This window comes from Acidiphilium iwatense, from assembly GCF_021556475.1.
GTDB classification, from domain to species: Bacteria; Pseudomonadota; Alphaproteobacteria; order Acetobacterales; family Acetobacteraceae; genus Acidiphilium; species Acidiphilium iwatense.
This window is the reverse complement of sequence record NZ_JAKGBZ010000009.1, coordinates 16935-33331: the sequence shown is the minus strand read 5'-3', so window position 1 is coordinate 33331 and position 16397 is coordinate 16935. Positions and strand designations below refer to the sequence as shown.

At 66.6% G+C, this 16397-nt stretch carries 19 protein-coding genes; 11 read left to right on the top strand and 8 right to left on the bottom strand.

Annotated elements, in window-relative coordinates; all coding sequences use genetic code 11:
• The first annotated feature begins 111 nt into the window (after positions 1–111).
• From L2A60_RS06490 to L2A60_RS06480, 3 genes are read left to right on the top strand one after another with little or no spacing between them, the layout of a single operon-like run.
• On the top strand, positions 112–954 hold the full coding sequence (locus tag L2A60_RS06490) for an LpxI family protein (RefSeq protein ID WP_235703562.1): 843 nt from the start codon (positions 112–114) through the stop codon (positions 952–954).
• A gap of 11 nt (positions 955–965) precedes the next feature.
• Positions 966–1361, top strand: coding sequence for a lactoylglutathione lyase (gene gloA, locus L2A60_RS06485; RefSeq protein ID WP_235703561.1), 396 nt, complete (start codon positions 966–968; stop codon positions 1359–1361).
• Between the two features lie 2 nt (positions 1362–1363).
• Entirely contained in the window at positions 1364–2641 is a 1278-nt protein-coding gene (locus L2A60_RS06480; protein WP_235703560.1) for a sulfotransferase family protein, read from the top strand.
• 48 nt (positions 2642–2689) lie between these two features.
• Here the strand turns inward: L2A60_RS06480 and L2A60_RS06475 are convergent, their stop codons facing one another.
• Positions 2690–3154: a carboxymuconolactone decarboxylase family protein gene (locus L2A60_RS06475; protein WP_235703559.1), complete on the bottom strand. Its 465-nt coding sequence runs from the start codon at positions 3152–3154 to the stop codon at positions 2690–2692.
• Positions 3155–3269: 115 nt separating this feature from the next.
• Between L2A60_RS06475 and L2A60_RS06470 the strand changes: the two genes are divergently transcribed.
• Together L2A60_RS06470 and L2A60_RS06465 are read left to right on the top strand one after the other, a co-directional pair.
• Positions 3270–4139, top strand: a complete 870-nt coding sequence (locus tag L2A60_RS06470) for a sigma-70 family RNA polymerase sigma factor (protein WP_235703558.1) — start codon at positions 3270–3272, stop codon at positions 4137–4139.
• Positions 4140–4226: 87 nt separating this feature from the next.
• Positions 4227–4604: a hypothetical protein gene (locus L2A60_RS06465; protein ID WP_235703557.1), complete on the top strand. Its 378-nt coding sequence runs from the start codon at positions 4227–4229 to the stop codon at positions 4602–4604.
• A 243-nt stretch (positions 4605–4847) separates the two neighbouring features.
• On the opposite strand, the gene folB is transcribed toward L2A60_RS06465, so the two are convergent.
• Positions 4848–5255 carry a dihydroneopterin aldolase gene (gene folB / locus L2A60_RS06460; protein ID WP_407932527.1) on the bottom strand — a complete coding sequence of 136 codons (408 nt, stop codon included), beginning with the start codon at positions 5253–5255 and terminating at the stop codon, positions 4848–4850.
• Between the two features lie 134 nt (positions 5256–5389).
• Here folB and L2A60_RS06455 point away from each other — a divergent pair, with 134 nt between their 5' ends.
• Positions 5390–5818, top strand: coding sequence for a CHRD domain-containing protein (locus L2A60_RS06455; protein WP_235703555.1), 429 nt, complete (start codon positions 5390–5392; stop codon positions 5816–5818).
• A gap of 96 nt (positions 5819–5914) precedes the next feature.
• Here the strand turns inward: L2A60_RS06455 and L2A60_RS06450 are convergent, their stop codons facing one another.
• From L2A60_RS06450 to L2A60_RS06435, 4 genes are all read right to left on the bottom strand, one after another.
• Positions 5915–6205 (bottom strand): high-potential iron-sulfur protein, encoded by a 291-nt coding sequence (locus L2A60_RS06450; protein ID WP_235703554.1) that lies wholly within the window; start codon positions 6203–6205, stop codon positions 5915–5917.
• Between the two features lie 81 nt (positions 6206–6286).
• Positions 6287–7264, bottom strand: coding sequence for a quinone oxidoreductase family protein (locus L2A60_RS06445; RefSeq protein WP_235703553.1), 978 nt, complete (start codon positions 7262–7264; stop codon positions 6287–6289).
• A gap of 22 nt (positions 7265–7286) precedes the next feature.
• Positions 7287–7745: a methylated-DNA--[protein]-cysteine S-methyltransferase gene (locus L2A60_RS06440; RefSeq protein WP_235703552.1), complete on the bottom strand. Its 459-nt coding sequence runs from the start codon at positions 7743–7745 to the stop codon at positions 7287–7289.
• Positions 7746–7786: 41 nt separating this feature from the next.
• The gene (locus L2A60_RS06435) at positions 7787–8644 is read right to left on the bottom strand and encodes a pyruvate, water dikinase regulatory protein (protein ID WP_235703638.1); all 858 of its coding nucleotides are present in this window, start codon (positions 8642–8644) and stop codon (positions 7787–7789) included.
• Between the two features lie 280 nt (positions 8645–8924).
• Here L2A60_RS06435 and hemE point away from each other — a divergent pair, with 280 nt between their 5' ends.
• Genes hemE through hemJ form a run of 4 tightly spaced genes read left to right on the top strand, consistent with a single transcriptional unit; the run spans position 8925 to position 12233 of the window.
• Complete coding sequence (hemE, locus tag L2A60_RS06430) at positions 8925–10025, top strand: uroporphyrinogen decarboxylase (RefSeq protein WP_235703551.1); 1101 nt, start codon at positions 8925–8927, stop codon at positions 10023–10025.
• The gene (gene hemH / locus L2A60_RS06425; protein WP_235703550.1) at positions 10022–11107 is read left to right on the top strand and encodes a ferrochelatase; all 1086 of its coding nucleotides are present in this window, start codon (positions 10022–10024) and stop codon (positions 11105–11107) included. Before hemE ends, hemH begins: the two co-directional genes overlap by 4 nt.
• Positions 11104–11787: an HAD family hydrolase gene (locus L2A60_RS06420; protein ID WP_235703549.1), complete on the top strand. Its 684-nt coding sequence runs from the start codon at positions 11104–11106 to the stop codon at positions 11785–11787. Before hemH ends, L2A60_RS06420 begins: the two co-directional genes overlap by 4 nt.
• Positions 11784–12233, top strand: coding sequence for a protoporphyrinogen oxidase HemJ (gene hemJ / locus L2A60_RS06415; protein ID WP_235703548.1), 450 nt, complete (start codon positions 11784–11786; stop codon positions 12231–12233). The genes L2A60_RS06420 and hemJ overlap by 4 nt, the downstream gene beginning before the upstream one ends.
• Positions 12234–12319: 86 nt before the next feature.
• Here the strand turns inward: hemJ and L2A60_RS06410 are convergent, their stop codons facing one another.
• The gene (locus tag L2A60_RS06410; protein ID WP_235703547.1) at positions 12320–13108 is read right to left on the bottom strand and encodes an N-acyl amino acid synthase FeeM domain-containing protein; all 789 of its coding nucleotides are present in this window, start codon (positions 13106–13108) and stop codon (positions 12320–12322) included.
• Between the two features lie 221 nt (positions 13109–13329).
• On the opposite strand from L2A60_RS06410, the gene L2A60_RS06405 reads away from it, so the two are divergent.
• Complete coding sequence (locus tag L2A60_RS06405; protein WP_235703546.1) at positions 13330–15573, top strand: putative bifunctional diguanylate cyclase/phosphodiesterase; 2244 nt, start codon at positions 13330–13332, stop codon at positions 15571–15573.
• Between the two features lie 25 nt (positions 15574–15598).
• On the opposite strand, the gene L2A60_RS06400 is transcribed toward L2A60_RS06405, so the two are convergent.
• A complete protein-coding gene (locus L2A60_RS06400) occupies positions 15599–16276 on the bottom strand; it encodes a methyltransferase family protein (protein ID WP_235703545.1) in 678 nt (225 codons plus the stop codon).
• Between the last annotated feature and the right edge of the window lie 121 nt (positions 16277–16397).

Below are 16397 nucleotides of genomic sequence, written 5' to 3'. Positions count from 1 at the left end.
GAGAGCACGAGCCCCCATGCGCGGAAATCCCAAATTCCTGGTTCTAAGGGCTAAGCCCTTAGCGGAGGTCCAGGAGGCGGAGCCTCCTGGCGGGGTATGGGGCAGCGCCCCATGACCGGATCGGGGCCGCTCGGCATTGTCGCGGGGGGTGGTCCGTTGCCGGGGCGGGTGGGGTTGGCGGCGCTTGCGGCGGGGCGGGAGGTGTTCGTGGTGGCGCTGGAGGGGTATGCCGAGCCTCAGGTGATCGGCGGGTTTCCGCATGAGGTGGTGCGGCTGGGGGCGGTGGGGGCGGCGATCGCCGCGTTGCGGCGTGCCGGGTGCGCGGAGATCGTGCTGGCCGGGCCGGTGAAGCGGCCCTCGCTGCTGGATTTGCGGCCGGACGCGGTCGGGGCGAAGCTGCTGGCGCGGATCGGGCGGGCGGCGTTTTCCGGGGATGACGGGTTTCTCGCGGCGATCGTGCGGGTTCTGGGCGAGGAGGGGTTTCGGGTTCTGGGCGCGCACGAGGTGTTGCGCGAGGCGCTGGCGCCGGAGGGGTTGCTGACGCGCGCGGCGCCGGACGCGACGGCGATGGCGGATATCGCGCGAGGGGTTGCGGTGGTGCGGGCCCTGGGGGTTGCGGATGTCGGCCAGGCTTGCGTGGTGCAGCAGGGGATCGTGCTGGCGGTCGAGGCGGTCGAGGGCACCGATGCGATGCTGGCGCGGGCACGCGGGTTGGCGCGGCCGGGTCCGGGCGGAGTTCTGGTCAAGCTGGTCAAGCCGGGGCAGGACCGCCGGGCCGATCTGCCGACGCTGGGGCCGGCGACGATCGCGGGGGCGCGGGATGCAGGATTGCGCGGCGTGGCATTCGAGGCGCAAGGGACCATATTGCTCGAACGTGTGCCGATGATCGAGGCGGCGGAGGCGGCCGGGGTGTTTCTGCTGGGGATCGACCCCGCGGCGCCGGATTGGGAATGAGGGAGACCGGAATGAGCAGCGAGTTTCAGTATCTTCACACCATGATCCGGGTGAACGACCTGGAGGAGAGCGTGGATTTCTACACCAGGATGCTGGGGATGAAGGAATTGCGCCGGAACGACGTGCCGGACGGCAAATATACCCTGGCGTTCGTCGGCTACGGCGACGAGAAATCGAACACCGTTCTGGAGCTGACCTATAATTACGGCACCGATCGCTACGACCAGGGCAATGCGTTCGGCCATCTCGCGCTCGGCGTGCCGGATATCAAGACGACGGTGGAAAAGTTGCGGGCGGGCGGCGTGAAAATCGCCCGCGAGCCCGGCCCGGTGAAGTTCGGCACCACGGTGATCGCCTTCATCGAGGACCCGAACGGTTACAAAATCGAACTGATCGAGCGGCATTGACAATGACTCGCCCCGACCCGGTTCCGCCGATCCCCGAGCGCAAGCCGCGCATGGCGCTGCGGTATCGCGCGCTGTCGGCCGGATTCGGCGCGGCGGAGGCGGTGCTTCCGCGCGACTGGCCGGGTTTGTCGGTGCGGGCAGTGGAGGCGAAAGCGGGCGTCGCGGTCGAGGGGGCGGCGCGCGAGGGGCTGGCGCGGCTGATCGAGGCGCTGGCGCGCGAGACGCGGCTTTCCTTGTTCGGGCGGATTTCGGTGCGCTACGATCTGACGCGGCTGGCGCGCAACCGGGCAACGATCGAGCTTATGCACGCGGAAAACGCCGCGATCGGCGCGGCGGCCGTGGCATCACCCTTGTTCATTCTCGGCCTGCCGCGTTCGGGCACCACGTTTCTGCACACGCTGCTCGCCCATGACCCGGACGTGATGGTGCCGCGCAACTGGCAGACTTTGTATCCCGCGCCGCGACCGCGCGATTTCGACCCGAGGCGGAGCGCGGCGGCACGGCGGACGGACCGGCAGCTCGCCACCTTCGCGGGGCTGGCGCCCGAGTTTCCGCTGGTGCATCCGATCCATGCCGACAGCCCGCAGGAATGCAGCGAGATCACCGCGCATGTGTTCCAGTCGCTGCGGTTCGACACGACGTTCCGGGTGCCGTCCTACCTCGCCTGGCTGGACGAGTTCGGCCATGACGATGCATTCGCCTTCCACAAGCGGTTCCTGCAGGCGATGCAATATGGGGTCGGCGCGAAATTCTGGGCGCTGAAATGCCCGGACCATACCTTCTCGATGGATGCGATCCTGCGGGTCTATCCCGATGCGCGGTTCGTGATCGTGCATCGCGATCCGGTGCATGTGTTCGCCTCGGTCGCGCATCTGACCGAGGTGCTGCGCCGGCCGTTCCTGCGCGAGACCGACCCGGCGGAGATCGGCGCGCAGGTGACGGCGCGCTGGATCGACGGCGCGCGGCGGCTGGTCGGATTCGACCGGCGCGCCGATATCGCGCCCGCGCGCAAGCTGCATATCCATTACGACGAACTGACCGCCGACCCGATGGCGGCGATCGCCACACTGTACCGCCGTTTCGGCGCGGTGCTGTCGCCGGAGGCCGAGGCGGCGATGCGCGGTTTCCTCGCCGCAAGGCCGCGCGGCGGCTATGGCCGCAACCGCTACCGGCTAGCCGATTTCGGGATCAATCCCGAGCGGCTGCGGCCGAAATTCGCGCCGTATATGGAGTATTTCGGGGTTAAGCCGCGCGCGAAGGGCAACACCGCGGCGATTTGAGGCGAGCCGCGCGGTCGCCGCACGCGGCTTGCGACGACCGCGCGAAGGTCAGCCCCAGGGCATTTTGGTGCCGGCCACCAGCCTGGTGGAAACATTGAGGCGATTGAAGACGTTGGTGGTCGCGATCCAGAGGAGCAGGCCCGCGAGCTGCCGCTCGTCATAGTGGGTCGCGGCCTCGTTCCAGATCTCGTCGGGCACCGGGTCGGCCCGGTCGGCGAGCCTGGTGACCGCCTCGGCGAGCGCCAGCGCGGCGCGCTCGGCCTCGGTGAAATAGGGCGTATCCCGCCAGGCGGCGACCGCGAACAGCCGCTCGTCGGATTCGCCGGCCTGCTTCGCGTGGCCGGCGCCGCCGGCGACGCAGTAGCTGCAGCCGTTGATCTGGCTGGCCCGAAGATGGACGAGATGGAGCGTCGTCCCCGGCACGCCGGTCTTGCCCACGGCGGCGAGCAGCACCTTGATGCCCTCCATCGCCTCGGGAATGACGATCGCCGGGTTTTTCATTCGTTCCTGCATGGTCTGTGTCCTTTCAAAACCGCAAAATCGACGACATCTTTCCCGGCCGGCCTGTCACATCGGCTGGGTTTCGTCCGTCATCGCCATGACGGACCATGAAGGGGGAATGTGACCGGTGGGTGAGAAGAATTGGCCGGCCGAACTGTTCGAGACCCATGGAAGCCGCCTGCTCGCGGTCGCCTACCGGATGCTCGGTTCGGCGGGCGACGCCGAGGATGCGGTCCAGGAGACCTGGTTGCGCCTGAACCGCGCCGGTCCGGGCGGCGTGGAAAATCCGGGGGGCTGGCTGACCACGGTGATCGCCCGCGTCTGCCTCGACATGCTGCGCGCGCGCAAGTCGCGGCGCGAGGAGCCGATGGATGCGCGCGTGCCCGAACCGGTGACCGAAAGGCGGGACGACCCCGACCACGATCTGCTTCTGGCCGACTCGGTCGGCGTCGCCCTGCTGGTGGTGCTCGGCAGGCTCGCTCCCGCCGAGCGGGTCGCCTTCGTGCTGCACGACATGTTCGACCTGCCGTTCGACCAGATCGCCGCCATCGTCGGACGGTCACCCGAGGCGGCGCGGCAGCTCGCCAGCCGGGCGCGCCGGCGCGTGCGTGGGGCGCAAGCGGCCGAAGATGTCGACCGCGCCCGGCAGCGCGCGATCGTCGATGCCTTCCTGGCCGCCGCGCGCGCCGGCGATTTCGCGGCGCTGCTTGCCGTGCTCGATCCCGATGTCGCGTTCCGGGCCGACCCTGTGGCGGTGCGGATGGGCGGGGCGCCGGAAATTCACGGCGCCGAGGCCGTCGCCAAGACGTTCAAGAGGCGCGCGCAGGGCGCCCGGCCGATTCTGGTGGACGGCGCCGTCGGGCTCCTCGTCGCTCCCGGCGGGTGGCTGCGCGTCCTGCTCCGCATGACGATCCGGGGCGACCGGATCGCCAGGATCGAAGCGATCGCCGATCCCGAACGGCTCGGCCGGATCGGTCTCACCGTTCTCGGCGATTGACGGGGCAGCCCGCCGGGCAGGGTTTAACTGCCGGAAATACCGCATATATGTAAAGCGGCCGCTGATTCACCGGAAAGGATATGAATCATGCAACGCGCCCGTTTTTCGATGATCGCCCTTTGCTTCGCCGTCGCGACGTTCGCCACGATGCCGGCCAGCTTTGCGCAACCGGCGCCGGCCGCGCCGCCGGCCGCCGGCCAGCCCGCCGTGACCGGGCAAGTCCATGCAAGGAAAAGCGCGAACCCGAGCCGCTTCTATCTGCAGCGCCATGGCTGGTGGTATCTCGGCCCGGCCTTGTCGCTCAATCATGTGACCGGGCCGGTGCCGAGCTATTACAGCGCGTCATCCGACAACGGCGGACCCCAAGCGGAACTGGCGCCGCCGCCGCTTTTTGCCGGACCGCCGCCGGTATTCGCCGGGCCGCCGCCGATCGTGTCGTTCGGGATCAGGTTCAACGCCAAGTAATGCTGGATTTCCTTGAAACCGGCCGCTCCGGTGTGCCAGTCATTGCGGTCTCCGACCATGCTGGATTGCTTCCGCCTCACTGCGTTCGGCGTCGTAATGACGTTCGGAAGGCGGGTTGTGACCGAGGCGTGGCGTAATCTAGAGCGTGATGACTTTCAGTCGATCACGCTCTACTCTTTGTTTGGGCGAGCAATTTCATGGCTTTGTGGATCGCCGCGCGATTCCACTTAAGGCCATATTGCTCTAACGGCGCCGTTCGATTTCCACGCCGACCGCTTCGGCGTCGGGGAAGACGTCGAGTTTTTCGACCCGCACGCGGACGAGGGCGACGCGGCGATCGGCGAGGCAGAGTTCGGCGAGCCGCTCGGCCAGGGTTTCCACCAGCTGCACATGGCCGGCGACGATCAGCTCGCGCGCCGCGTTCACCAGATGTTCGTAATCGACCACCCTGGTCAGAACGTCGCGCCCGACCGCCTGGCGCGAGAGCGGGCGCGCGCCGTCATCGTCGACCGCGAGGTCGAGATTGACCCGGATGCGCTGGGTGCGGCCGTGCTCGTGCGCGTGAACGCCGATCCGCGCCTCCATGACCAGGTCGCGGACGAACATACGGCGGCGCGACAATGCCGCATCGGCGAGACGGGCGGTTTCCATCATGGGCCGCCTCTGCGCCGCAATCGGTTCCGGCGCAAGTATTCCGACGCGGATTTGCCACTTTGCCGCCACACGGGACGCCCTATATGCGAACGGCGGCGATCCGCCGCCATCATCATAGGGGGAATTTCTCCATGCGCCTTTCCACGCACAAGCTGCTGCCGATGACCGCGCTCGCGTTCTTGGCCTTCACCGGCGTCGCCATGGCCAAGGTGACCCCGCTTCATGCCAAGCTGAAACCGGCCGCGGGCGTGACATCCAAGGGCACCGGCACGATGACCGGCCGCTACAACTCGAAGACGCATATGCTCTACTGGCACGTCACCTACAGCCATCTGTCCAGCAAGGTGACGGCGGCGCATTTCCACGGCCCGGCGAAACCGGGCGCCAATGGTCCGGTGCTGGTGCCGATCAGCGGCCCGCACGCCAGCCCGATCAACGGCAAGGCGAAAATCACGTCAGCCGAGGCGAAGACCATTCTCGGCGGCATGTCCTATGTGAACGTCCATACCGTGAAGGTTCCGGCCGGCGAGATCCGCGGCCAGGTGATGGAAGGGAAGTGATTCGGTCTTTTTGAGTCCTGGGTTGCTTCAGCCGCGTCCCGCTTGCGCGGGGCGCGGCTTCGCAATGACGATCTCTCGAACTTGAATCGGCCGGGTTCAGGCGGCTTTCGGGGTCCAGAGCGTGCACCAGCCTTTCGGGCTGATCGAGCCGGCCACCGCCTTGCAGGTGCCGTTCGCGGTCGCCGACGAACCGGGGACGAACAGTGCGCAGCCGTCGCATTGATGGCCGCCCTTCGGCTTGTCCTGATATTTCACCGAGGCTTTCGTCATCCCGGCGGCCTCGGCGGTGCGGGCGGCCACCATGCCGGCGGCGGCGAGGGCGGCGGAGATGCCGGCGGCTTTTTTCAGCAGCGCGCGGCGGCCATCGAATTTCCGGTCCTCGGTCATTGTGTTGCTCCTGTTGTTGCTGGTGATGGGGAGTTTAAGCACCGAAACATGGCGCTGTCGTGATCGTCACGAAGTTGTGATTTACGGAATCAGCACCGTGCTGCCGGTGGTGCGGCGCGCTTCCAGCGCTTCCTGCGCGGCGGCGGCCTCGGCGAGCGGAAAAGTCTGGTTCACCCTGATATTCACCGCCCCGCTCGCCACCACGGCGAACAAATCGTTGGCCACCGCGACCAGATCCTCGCGGCGGGCGGTATAGGTCGCGAGGGTGGGGCGGGTGAGGAACAGGCTGCCCTTGGCGGCCAGCATCCCGACCTCGACCGGCGGCACCGGGCCCGAGGCATTGCCGTAGCTCACCATCAGGCCGAGTGGCGCGAGGCAGTCGAGGCTCGGCAGGAACGTATCCTTGCCGACGCCGTCATAGACCACCGGCACCATCGCGCCGTCGGTGATGCGCCTGACCTCGGCGGCGAGATTCTGATGGCCGACCACCACGTGATCCGCCCCATGCGCGCGGGCGAGTTCCGCCTTCGCCTCGGTGGAGACCACGCCGATCACCCGGACGCCGAGATGCTTCGCCCATTGGCAGAGAATGAGCCCGACGCCGCCGGCGGCGGCGTGGACCAGCACGGTTTCGCCGCTTTGCACCCGGTAGGTCCGGCGGATCAGATATTGCGCGGTCATGCCCTGAAGCATCATCGCCGCACCGGTCGCGAAGTCGATCGAATCCGGCAGCTTGACCAGCCGGTCGGCGGCGATCACCCGCTCGGTCGCATAGGCGCCGATCGGGCCGCCGGCATAGGCGACGCGATCGCCCACCGCGACTTCGGTAACGCCTTCGCCCACCGCGCGCACCACGCCGGCGCCCTCGAGCCCGAGGATCGCCGGCAGATGCGGGATTTTGTAGAGGCCGGCACGAAAATAAATGTCGATATAGTTCAGCCCAACCGCCTCATGGTGGACCAGCGCCTCGCCCGGTCCGGGCTCGGGCGTCGGCATGTCCTCCCAGCGCAAAACCTCGGGCCCGCCATGGGCGTGAATGCGAATCGCCTTGGTGCTCATGTTTGTCTCCACTATGCGACGCTTACACCGCGCCTTCGAGTTCGAGGAGCCGGCGTTTCATGTCCAGGCCCCAGCCGTCCCGGTCGCTGCCGGCGTAGCCGCCGAGCCCGTTCGCCGCACAGACGCGGTGACACGGGATCAGGATGGGAATCGGGTTGGCGCGGTTCGCCCCGCCTACCGCGCGGGCGCTGCCGCCGGCTTCGGACGCGACCGCGCCATAGGTTCGGATCTCGCCGCGCGGAATCCGGCGGAGACAGGCCCAGACACGGCGCTGATACGCGGTGCCCGCCGGGGCGAGCGGCAAATCGGCCGGCAGGACACCGCTCCTGAAATAGGCTTGCAGCGCCTCGGCGGCGCGGCGGAGCAGGGGGGTCGGCGCATCGTCCGCGCCGCTTTCCCAGTCGAGCGACACGATCGCGCCGCCAGCCTCGCGGAGCAGAATATCGCCGAACGCCGGATGATGGATCGAGATATGGGGCACGGAGCGGTCCTCGATTGAGGCTAGAAGCTGAGTCACTGAAGTCAACCCCGGCGCGCCCGGCGCTCGTGCCAGGTTTCCATCATTTTCAGGACCGCCGCCGCGGTTTCCTCGATCGAGCGGCGGGTGACGTTGACCGTCGGCCAGAAGCGCGAGGAGCAGAGCCGGCGCGCCCAGAGCAGTTCCTGGCCGACCGCCTCCTCGTCGATATAGGCGGCATCGTCGCGCTGGAACGCCGCCGCCGGCCCGGATGCCGCGCCGAGCAGGCTGAGCCGGTGGCGGCGGATTTCGATCAGCGGGGCGGCTTCGATGAACAGCCCGACCACCGGACAGGGCGGGTCGTTCAACTCGGGCGGCAGGGCGAGGCCGGGCACCAGGGGCACGTTCGCCGCCTTGATCCCGCGATTGGCGAGGTAGAACGAGGTCGGGGTTTTCGAGGAGCGGGACACGCCGACCAGGATTACATCCGCCTCGGCGAGGCCTCGGATCGCCTGACCGTCATCATGCGAGATGACGTAGTGCATCGCGTCGATCCGGCGGAAATAATCGGCGTCGAGCACGTATTGCCGGCCCGGCGTCGGGCGGGTGGGCGCGCCGAATTCCTGCTGCAGCAGGTCGAACACCGGGTCGAGCATGTGCAGCACCTGCAGCCCCAGGCGCTGGCACGCCTGTTCCAGTTCGCCACGCAGCGCCCGGTCAACCAGGGTCGAGAGCACCGGGCCGCGTTCCGCCTCGATCCCTTCCAGCACCCGGTGCAATTGCAGCCGCGAGCGGATCAGGCTCCAGCGGTGCAGGTGAATCTCCGCCCCCTCGAACTGCGCGATGGCGGCGCGCGCGACCGCGTTCAGCGTATCGCCGGTGGCATCGGAGATCAGGTGGAGATTGAGCCGCTTGCCGGTCATCGCCGTCTCTATAGCGGGGATAACCGCGCCGCCGGAAGCCGCCGGTGTGAATCGCGGGGATAACCCGAACATGCCCGATCGCTGTGGATGGAATTGCCGGGGTGCGTCGCCAATTGTGGAAAAACTCCCGGTTTGACGTAGAATCAGTAGATTGTTCCAGGGAATTTCGTGTGGATAAGTTTGTGAATTGATGGTGGAGCGGCATGGATCCCCATAATCCACAGGGCCAGACAGCTTCACCATTCTTTTCTCTAGAACGATTTAAAGCTAGGCATGGGGCATGACGGGGAAAACGACGGACCGCGCGGTGCTTCGGGTGCTCGATGGCGAAGCAGTGTGGCCGCCGCCGGTATGGCTGATGCGCCAGGCCGGGCGCTATCTGCCGGAATATCGCAAGCTGCGGGCCTCGGCGGGAAATTTCATCGCCTTGTGTACCACGCCCGGTCTGGCCACCGAGGCGACGCTGCAGCCGGTGCGGCGGTTCGGGCTCGATGCGGCGATCCTGTTCAGCGATATCCTGATCCTGCCCTGGGCGCTCGGCCAGAAGCTGCGCTTCGCCGAGGGCGAGGGGCCGGTGCTCGGGCGGATCGAGAGTCTCGCCGATGTCGAGGTGCTCAAGCTCGACCGGCTCAAGCCGGGTACCGAGCCGGTGACGGAGACGGTGGCGCGGGTGCGCGCCGAACTGCCCGGCGAAACCGCGCTGATCGGGTTTGCGGGGGCACCGTTCACCGTTGCCTGTTATATGCTGGACGGGCGCGGCGGGGATTTTTCGCGCACCCGCTCGCTCGCCTATACCGATCCGGCGCTGCTCGCCTCGGTGATCGAAATCGTCACCACCGCCACGGTCGATTATCTGTGCTGGCAGATCGAGGCCGGGGCGGATTGCGTCATGCTGTTCGATTCTTGGGCCGGGATGCTGCCGCCCGACCTGTTCCGCGCCCATGTGATCCATCCGACCGCGCGGATCGTCGAGGCGGTGCGCTACCGGCATCCGGGGGCACGGATCATCGGGTTTCCCCGCCTCGCCGGGCTGATGGCGCTGCCCTATATCGAGGAGACCATGGTTTCCGGGTTCGGGATGGATACCGCGACCGACGCGCCGGGCCTTGTTCGATTGCTGCCGCGCAAGGTCGCCCTTCAGGGCAATCTCGACCCGCTGCTGCTGCGCGCCGGCGGGGTTTCGCTCGACCACGCCGCCGCGCGGATCGCCGGCGAGCTTGCCGGAATGCCGCATATTTTCAATCTGGGCCATGGCATCCTGCCCGATACCCCGCCGGAGCATGTCGCGGCGCTGGTCGAGCGCATCCGGACCCTCGAGAGACCGCAAGGCGGGGCATCCGCGCTGGAGGAATCGCGGCTCGCCGCCAGTTCGGTGTCATGAGCGGTGCCGGGCCGGCTTCGGACCGGCGCATCGCGATCGTTCTGTTCAACCTGGGCGGGCCGGATGGCCCGGAGGCGATCAAGCCGTTCCGGGTCAACCTGTTCTCTGATCCGGCGATCATCCGGGCGCCTTGGTTCATCCGGTTCTGGCTGGCGCGGCGGATCGCCGCCGCGGCGCAGCAGAAGGCCGAGCAGGGTTATGCGCTGATGGGCGGCAAATCGCCGCTGCTGGAGCTGACCCGGCGTCAGGCGGATGCGCTGGAGGCAGGGCTGCCGGGGGCAAAATGCTTCGTCGCGATGCGCTACTGGCATCCGTTCGCGCGCGAGGCGGCCGAACAGGTCAAGGCCTGGGAACCGCAGCGGATTCTGCTGCTGCCGCTCTATCCGCAATTTTCCACCACCACGACCGGGAGTTCGCTCGCCGACTGGCACGAGGCGGCTGCGCGCGCCGGCCTGGTGGCGCCGACCACCACGCTGTGCTGCTGGCATGACGATGCCGGTTATGCGGCTTCGATCGCGGCGCTGGTTGCCGGAACCTTGGCAACGGCGCGTGCCGAACGGCCAGGAGCAAAAATCCGGCTGCTGTTTTCGGCGCATGGGCTGCCGGAGAACATCGTTCGCGCGGGCGATCCGTATCAGGACCATGTGGAGCGGAGCGTCGCCGCGGTGATGGCGGCGCTGGGCCGGTCGCTGGGTGAGGCGATCGATCATCAGGTCTGCTACCAGTCGCGCGCGACGCCACAGCGCTGGATCGAGCCCTCGACCGAGCAGGCGCTCGCGCGGGCCGCCGCGGACGGGGTGGTGGCCGTGGTGGTGCCGATCGCCTTCGTCTCCGAGCATATCGAAACCCTGGTCGAGCTCGATGTCGATTATCGCGAGGTCGCGGAGACGCTGCATCTGCAAGGCTATTACCGGGTGCCCGCGCCGAACGACGACGCTTCGTTCATCGCGGCGCTCGCCGGAATCGCGCGGCGGGCGCTGGCGCAGGGCGACGGGCTGTGTTCGCATCGCGGCGGGCGGGCCTGCGATGCGCGCCACGGCGATTGCCCCTGGACCCGCTATCGGGCAGTTAACGCCGCATGATACGACCGTTCGACCTGATCGTTTTCGACTGCGACGGCGTGCTGATGGACAGCGAGATCGTCTCCGCCCGCGTGGTGGCCGAGGACATGACCGAGCACGGCATTCCCACCACGCCGGAGCAGGCGATGGCGCGGTTCGCCGGCGTCTCGCTGCGGACCATGAAGCCGATCATCGAAGCCGAGCGCGGGGCTGAACTGCCTTCGGGCTGGGGCGAGCGGATGGTGGCGAAGATCGCCACGGCGATGGCGCGCGAGGTGACCGAAATTCCCGGCGCGCGGGCGATTCTGGAGCGGCTGGATGCGCTGGGGATTCCCTGGCGCATCGCGTCCAATTCGGCCGATGCCGAGATGGACGCGAAATTCGCCCGCACCGGCTTTACCGTGCTGGTGCGCGGCCGAACTCACAGCGCGCCGCGCCTGTTCGCCACGGGCGGCAGACCGAAGCCGGCGCCGGACGTGTTTCTCGACGCGGCGCGGGCCGAGGGCGTGGCCCCCGGACGCTGCCTGGTGATCGAGGACAGCGTGACCGGAGTGACCGGGGCGGTAGCGGCCGGCATGACCTGCTACGGGTTTTTGCCCCATGGCGATGGCGCCGCGCTGCTCGCGGCGGGGGCCGCGCGGATTCTGCGCAGGCTCGATGATCTTGCGGCACTGGTGGCGCCGGAGCGGGTCGGGGCATGACCATTGCCGCCCTCGCGCCGTTCTATCGCTGGGAGCTGGCGTTCCACGTGATCTCGGTGATCGCCTGGATGGCGGCGTTGTTCTATCTGCCGCGCCTGTATGTGTATCACTGCCAGGTGGCACCCGGATCGGTGGAGTCGGCGCGGTTCAAGGTGATGGAGCGGCGCCTGCTCAAGCAGATCGCCCTGCCGGCGATGATCGGCGCCTGGGGGTTCGGCATTCTGCTGATCCTGACGCCGGGGGCGATTTCCTGGTCGGCGCCGTGGTGGCTGGTGAAATTCGGCGCGGTCATCCTGATGAGCGGGTTTCATGGCGCGCTGTCGAAATGGCGGCGGGATTTCGCGTCCGACCGGAACGTGAGATCGGAACGCTTCTACCGGATCGCCAACGAGATTCCGACCGTTCTCATGGTTATCATCGTGATCATGGTGGTGGTGAAGCCGTAGGAGCGATCGGGACCTTCCGGCCGATTGGTTGCTTCGCCTTCGGCGCGCAATGACGAATTTTATTATTATTTGCAACGGTTTGTCTGTTATGGCGTGGTCTTCATGCCGGCCGGTTCGCGCCGCGCGGCGCGGTTCGGGGCGTCGCCGAACAGCCTGACCCGCTCGCCGGCGATCAGGCCGGCATAACAGGCATCCTCGGTCGAAATCCCCTGGAGGAACGGCAGATTGTCGCGGGCATCGGCGAAATTCGGCCGGAAACATGCCATCAGGCCTGTCTCGAACGCGAGGCCGGGATATTGGCGCGGTGCTTCCAATTGCTGAAAGCCGAACCGTCGATACATCGGCATATGATGGGTTCGCACCGCGTTGAATACGACATCGGCGTCGGCGTGGAGGATCAGGTAGCCCGCTATTCTGAACAGGGCGAAGACGATGGCGAAATCCTTGGCGTAGGCCGGCGAACGGACCAGCCTGCCGATTTCTGCGGCGCGCGGCCTTCTGCCGTTCGGCCGCAGGGCGGCCATCGTCGCCTTAATCTCGTCGCTGAAAATTTCCATCGCCGGCAGTTTGCGGTCACCGGAATCGGCGCTGGCCGGATCGTGCACCGTGATCCTGACCGTGGCGGCGGGAATGCCCTGTTTAAAGACGATCGCGGTTCGGTTATTGGCCTGGGCGTCATAGGAATCGGAATATGATCCGCCCGGACGATCGCCAATATAGTCATAGGACCGATAGCCCTCGTAGCGGAGCTGATAGGCGATGTTGGAGAGACGTTGGCCAAGAGCGAGTTGCGCTTCGAGAACATCGGCGTCAGGCCTGAAATTCTTGACGCTGATTCCCCGCTGGGGATGTGCCACGAAATTGTAACCATCCATTGACTCGCTCCACCGCCGGTTGCACGATGGCGGTATGATAATCTGAATTGTATAGAAGAACAGAAATATAGCGTATCTTAATTTGTATTGTTCCAAAACAGGAAGAGTGGTTGGACTAACAACCGATGCAACTTTTCGATTTCATCGCAAATCTTGGGATACCGTCCATAAAACGCAAGGAAATGCCTGCGGATATCCGGCGGCAAATTGCCATGGCGCAAATGGATTTGCGGGCCCGGCTTGCGCCCCGCATGGCGGTTACCGGCGCTGTCGTCGCCCTGGCATTGTCCTGGAGTTTCTGGAATCACGGAGATTCGCCGCTGATGCGCATCGCCTTCGGTGGCGTTTTCGCGAGCTATTTTACCTTGATCCTGACCACGAGGCTCTGGTGGCTGGAGCAAAACAGGATTCAGCGGTTCGGGCTGTTTCAGCTTGTATTCTGCTGCATTCCCGCCTTGATCGGGATTTCCTGGTCGCTGGTCCTGATCGAGGGGCTGGGTCACGCCGATCTGGTGCAGACCAGCACCCTCTACGCGCTGGCGGTCGGGCTGATGTCGGCGCCGGCGTTCACCGGCCCGGCGGTCTATGCGCTGGCGCTGTGGATTCCGATCACCGTCGGTTCGCTGATCGCTTTGCTGGTCGACAGCCCGACGCCGCCGGTGCCGAGCCTGGTCGGATTGTTCAGCTACGCTTTTCTCACCTTCACCTCGATCCTGTCGGTAAACCGCGACACGATCGACCGTGAACTCAAGCGGATCGAGGCGCAGCTTCAGAGCGAGGTGATCGGGCTGCTGCTGCGCGATTTCGAGGAAGGCTCCAGCGATTGGCTGTGGGAAACCGACGCCTCGCTCGGCGTGGCGCGGCCCTCCGCCCGGTTCGCCGAGGTCGCGGGCAAGACGCTCGAACAGATGACGTCGATGTCGCTGACCGGTTTTCTCCGCGAGCACGGGAGCGCGCCCGATGACGGGGCCGCCGATGCGCTGATCGGCCAGATCGGCCGGTTCGAGCCGTTTCGCGACCGCAGGGTGGCGCTCCGCCTCGGCGGCGAGCTGCGCTGGTGGTCGCTGACCGGCAAGCCGGTGTTCGGCGCGGACGGGCGGTTCGCCGGCTATCGCGGCGTGGGTTCCGACGTCACCGAATATCGGCGGGCGGAGCAGAAGATCGCCTTCATCGCGAACCACGACAGCCTGACCGGGTTCGCCAACCGGCTGAGCTTCGACGATGCGCTGAAAACGGTCTGCGCCGATCCGGGGCCGAAGGGGGCAGCGCTGCTCTGCCTCGATCTCGACCATTTCAAGACGGTGAACGATTCCTTCGGCCATAAGATGGGGGATATCCTGCTGGTCGCGGTGGCGAAACGCGTCGCCGGCAGCATCAGGACAGCCGATCTGGCGTTCCGGCTCGGCGGCGACGAATTCGCGGTGATCCTGCCGGCGAGCGAGCGCGGCGAGGCGATGGCGGTCGCCGAACGGATCGTGGCGCGGCTCGCGAGTCCGTTCCAGTGCAACGGCATCAGCGTCAGGATCGGCGCCTGCGTCGGCATCGCCGAGATCGGTATCGCCGGTGCCGTGGCGGACGAGGTGCACCACGAAGCCGATCTCGCGCTCTACCGGGCCAAGACCGAAGGCCGCGCCACCTACCGCCTGTTCGACCCCGAGCGGGACAAGCACGCCGAACTGGCGCAGGAACTCAATTTCGAGATGAACAACGCGCTCGACGACCGGGCGTTCCTGCTCGACTATCAGCCGATCGCAGCACTCGATACCGGGCGGATCACCTCGGTCGAGGCGCTGATCCGCTGGAATCATCCGCGCTACGGCGTGCTCGGCCCGGACCGGTTCGTCGCCATCGCCGAACAGAGCGGCGCGATCATCCCGATCGGTGCGCGGGCGATCGACATGGCCTGCGCCTTTGCCGCGACCCTGCCCGAGCCGGTCGCGGTTTCGGTCAATCTGTCCCCGGTTCAGCTGCACGATCCGGCGCTGATCGCGAAAATCGCGGCGGCGCTCGCGCGCAACCGCGTGCGGCCGGAGCGGATCGAATTCGAGCTGACCGAGACCACCCTGCTCGACATGAGTGCGCACATCGTCGCCATATTGCGCGAGATCAAGGCGCTCGGCTGCCGGCTCGGGCTCGACGATTTCGGCTCGGGCTATTCCTCGGTCGCGACGCTGTATTATTTCCAGTTCGACACGCTCAAGATCGACCGATCCTTGCTCCTCGACGCCGCGAACGATCCGCGCCGCCGGAAAATCCTGGGCAATATCGTCCGGCTGGCGAAGGATATCGGCCTCGCGGTGACCGGCGAAGGGGCCGAGACCGAGGAGCATATGGCCCTGCTGCGCGCGCTCGGCTTCGACAATGCCCAGGGGTTCAAGGTTTGCCCGCCGCTGAGGGATGCCGAGATGCTGGAATGGCTCGCCGCGCCGCCTTCGCTGGATTGCTTCGCCTTCGGTTCGCAATGACAGGCCGGTTGGGCGGGTTCCGGTGCTACCAGACCGGGGGCAACAGGCGATACCGGACCTGCTTCCGATACTCCGCATAGCCGGGCAGGTTTTTGGCCAGGAAATTTTCCTCGTCGAGCAGGCGCCAGACCAGAGCGGGCAGCATCGCGCTGATGACGAGCAGCCCCCACCACGAGCCGAGTGCGATCGGGATGCCGAGAAGCATGACGAGGGCTCCGGCGTACATCGGGTGGCGGACCAGTGCGTAGGGGCCGGTCGATATCACTGTCTGGTCGGGGGCGAGCTCGATGGTCGCGGACGTGAAGCTGTTTTCCCGGAACACGGCCAGGACGGCGAGAAAGCCGAGCACGACGAGCAAGTCTCCCGCGAGCGCGAGAGCGGGCGGCACGCGGGACCATCCGAACCGATGATCGAGCGCGGGGACGACGACGAGGCCGATAAATCCCAGTGAGGTGAGGGACATGATGATTTTCTGCGCCGGCTCCCTTTCGGCGAACGGGCCGCCGCGTATCCGGCGCGCCAGAAGCGCCGGGTCGGTTTTCATCACGTAGAGGGTGATCGCGAAGGACGAGGCGAAATAGACCGCGAGGAACACCCAGGCCTGCCAGTAATCGAATGTCCAGGCCGGGACGAACACCAGCGCCGCCATGACGACGATGACGATCCATAGCGAGAGGAATGCCTTCGTGTTCTGGCTGGTCATGCCGGGAGGGTAGCACACCCTCGACGCATTGCGATGCGGCGCCAGTTGTTGAGACGGCCGGACATGGTTTCGATCTTGTGCCGCCGGCGATGGAGGGTTGCGTCGTATTCGGGCTTGATCT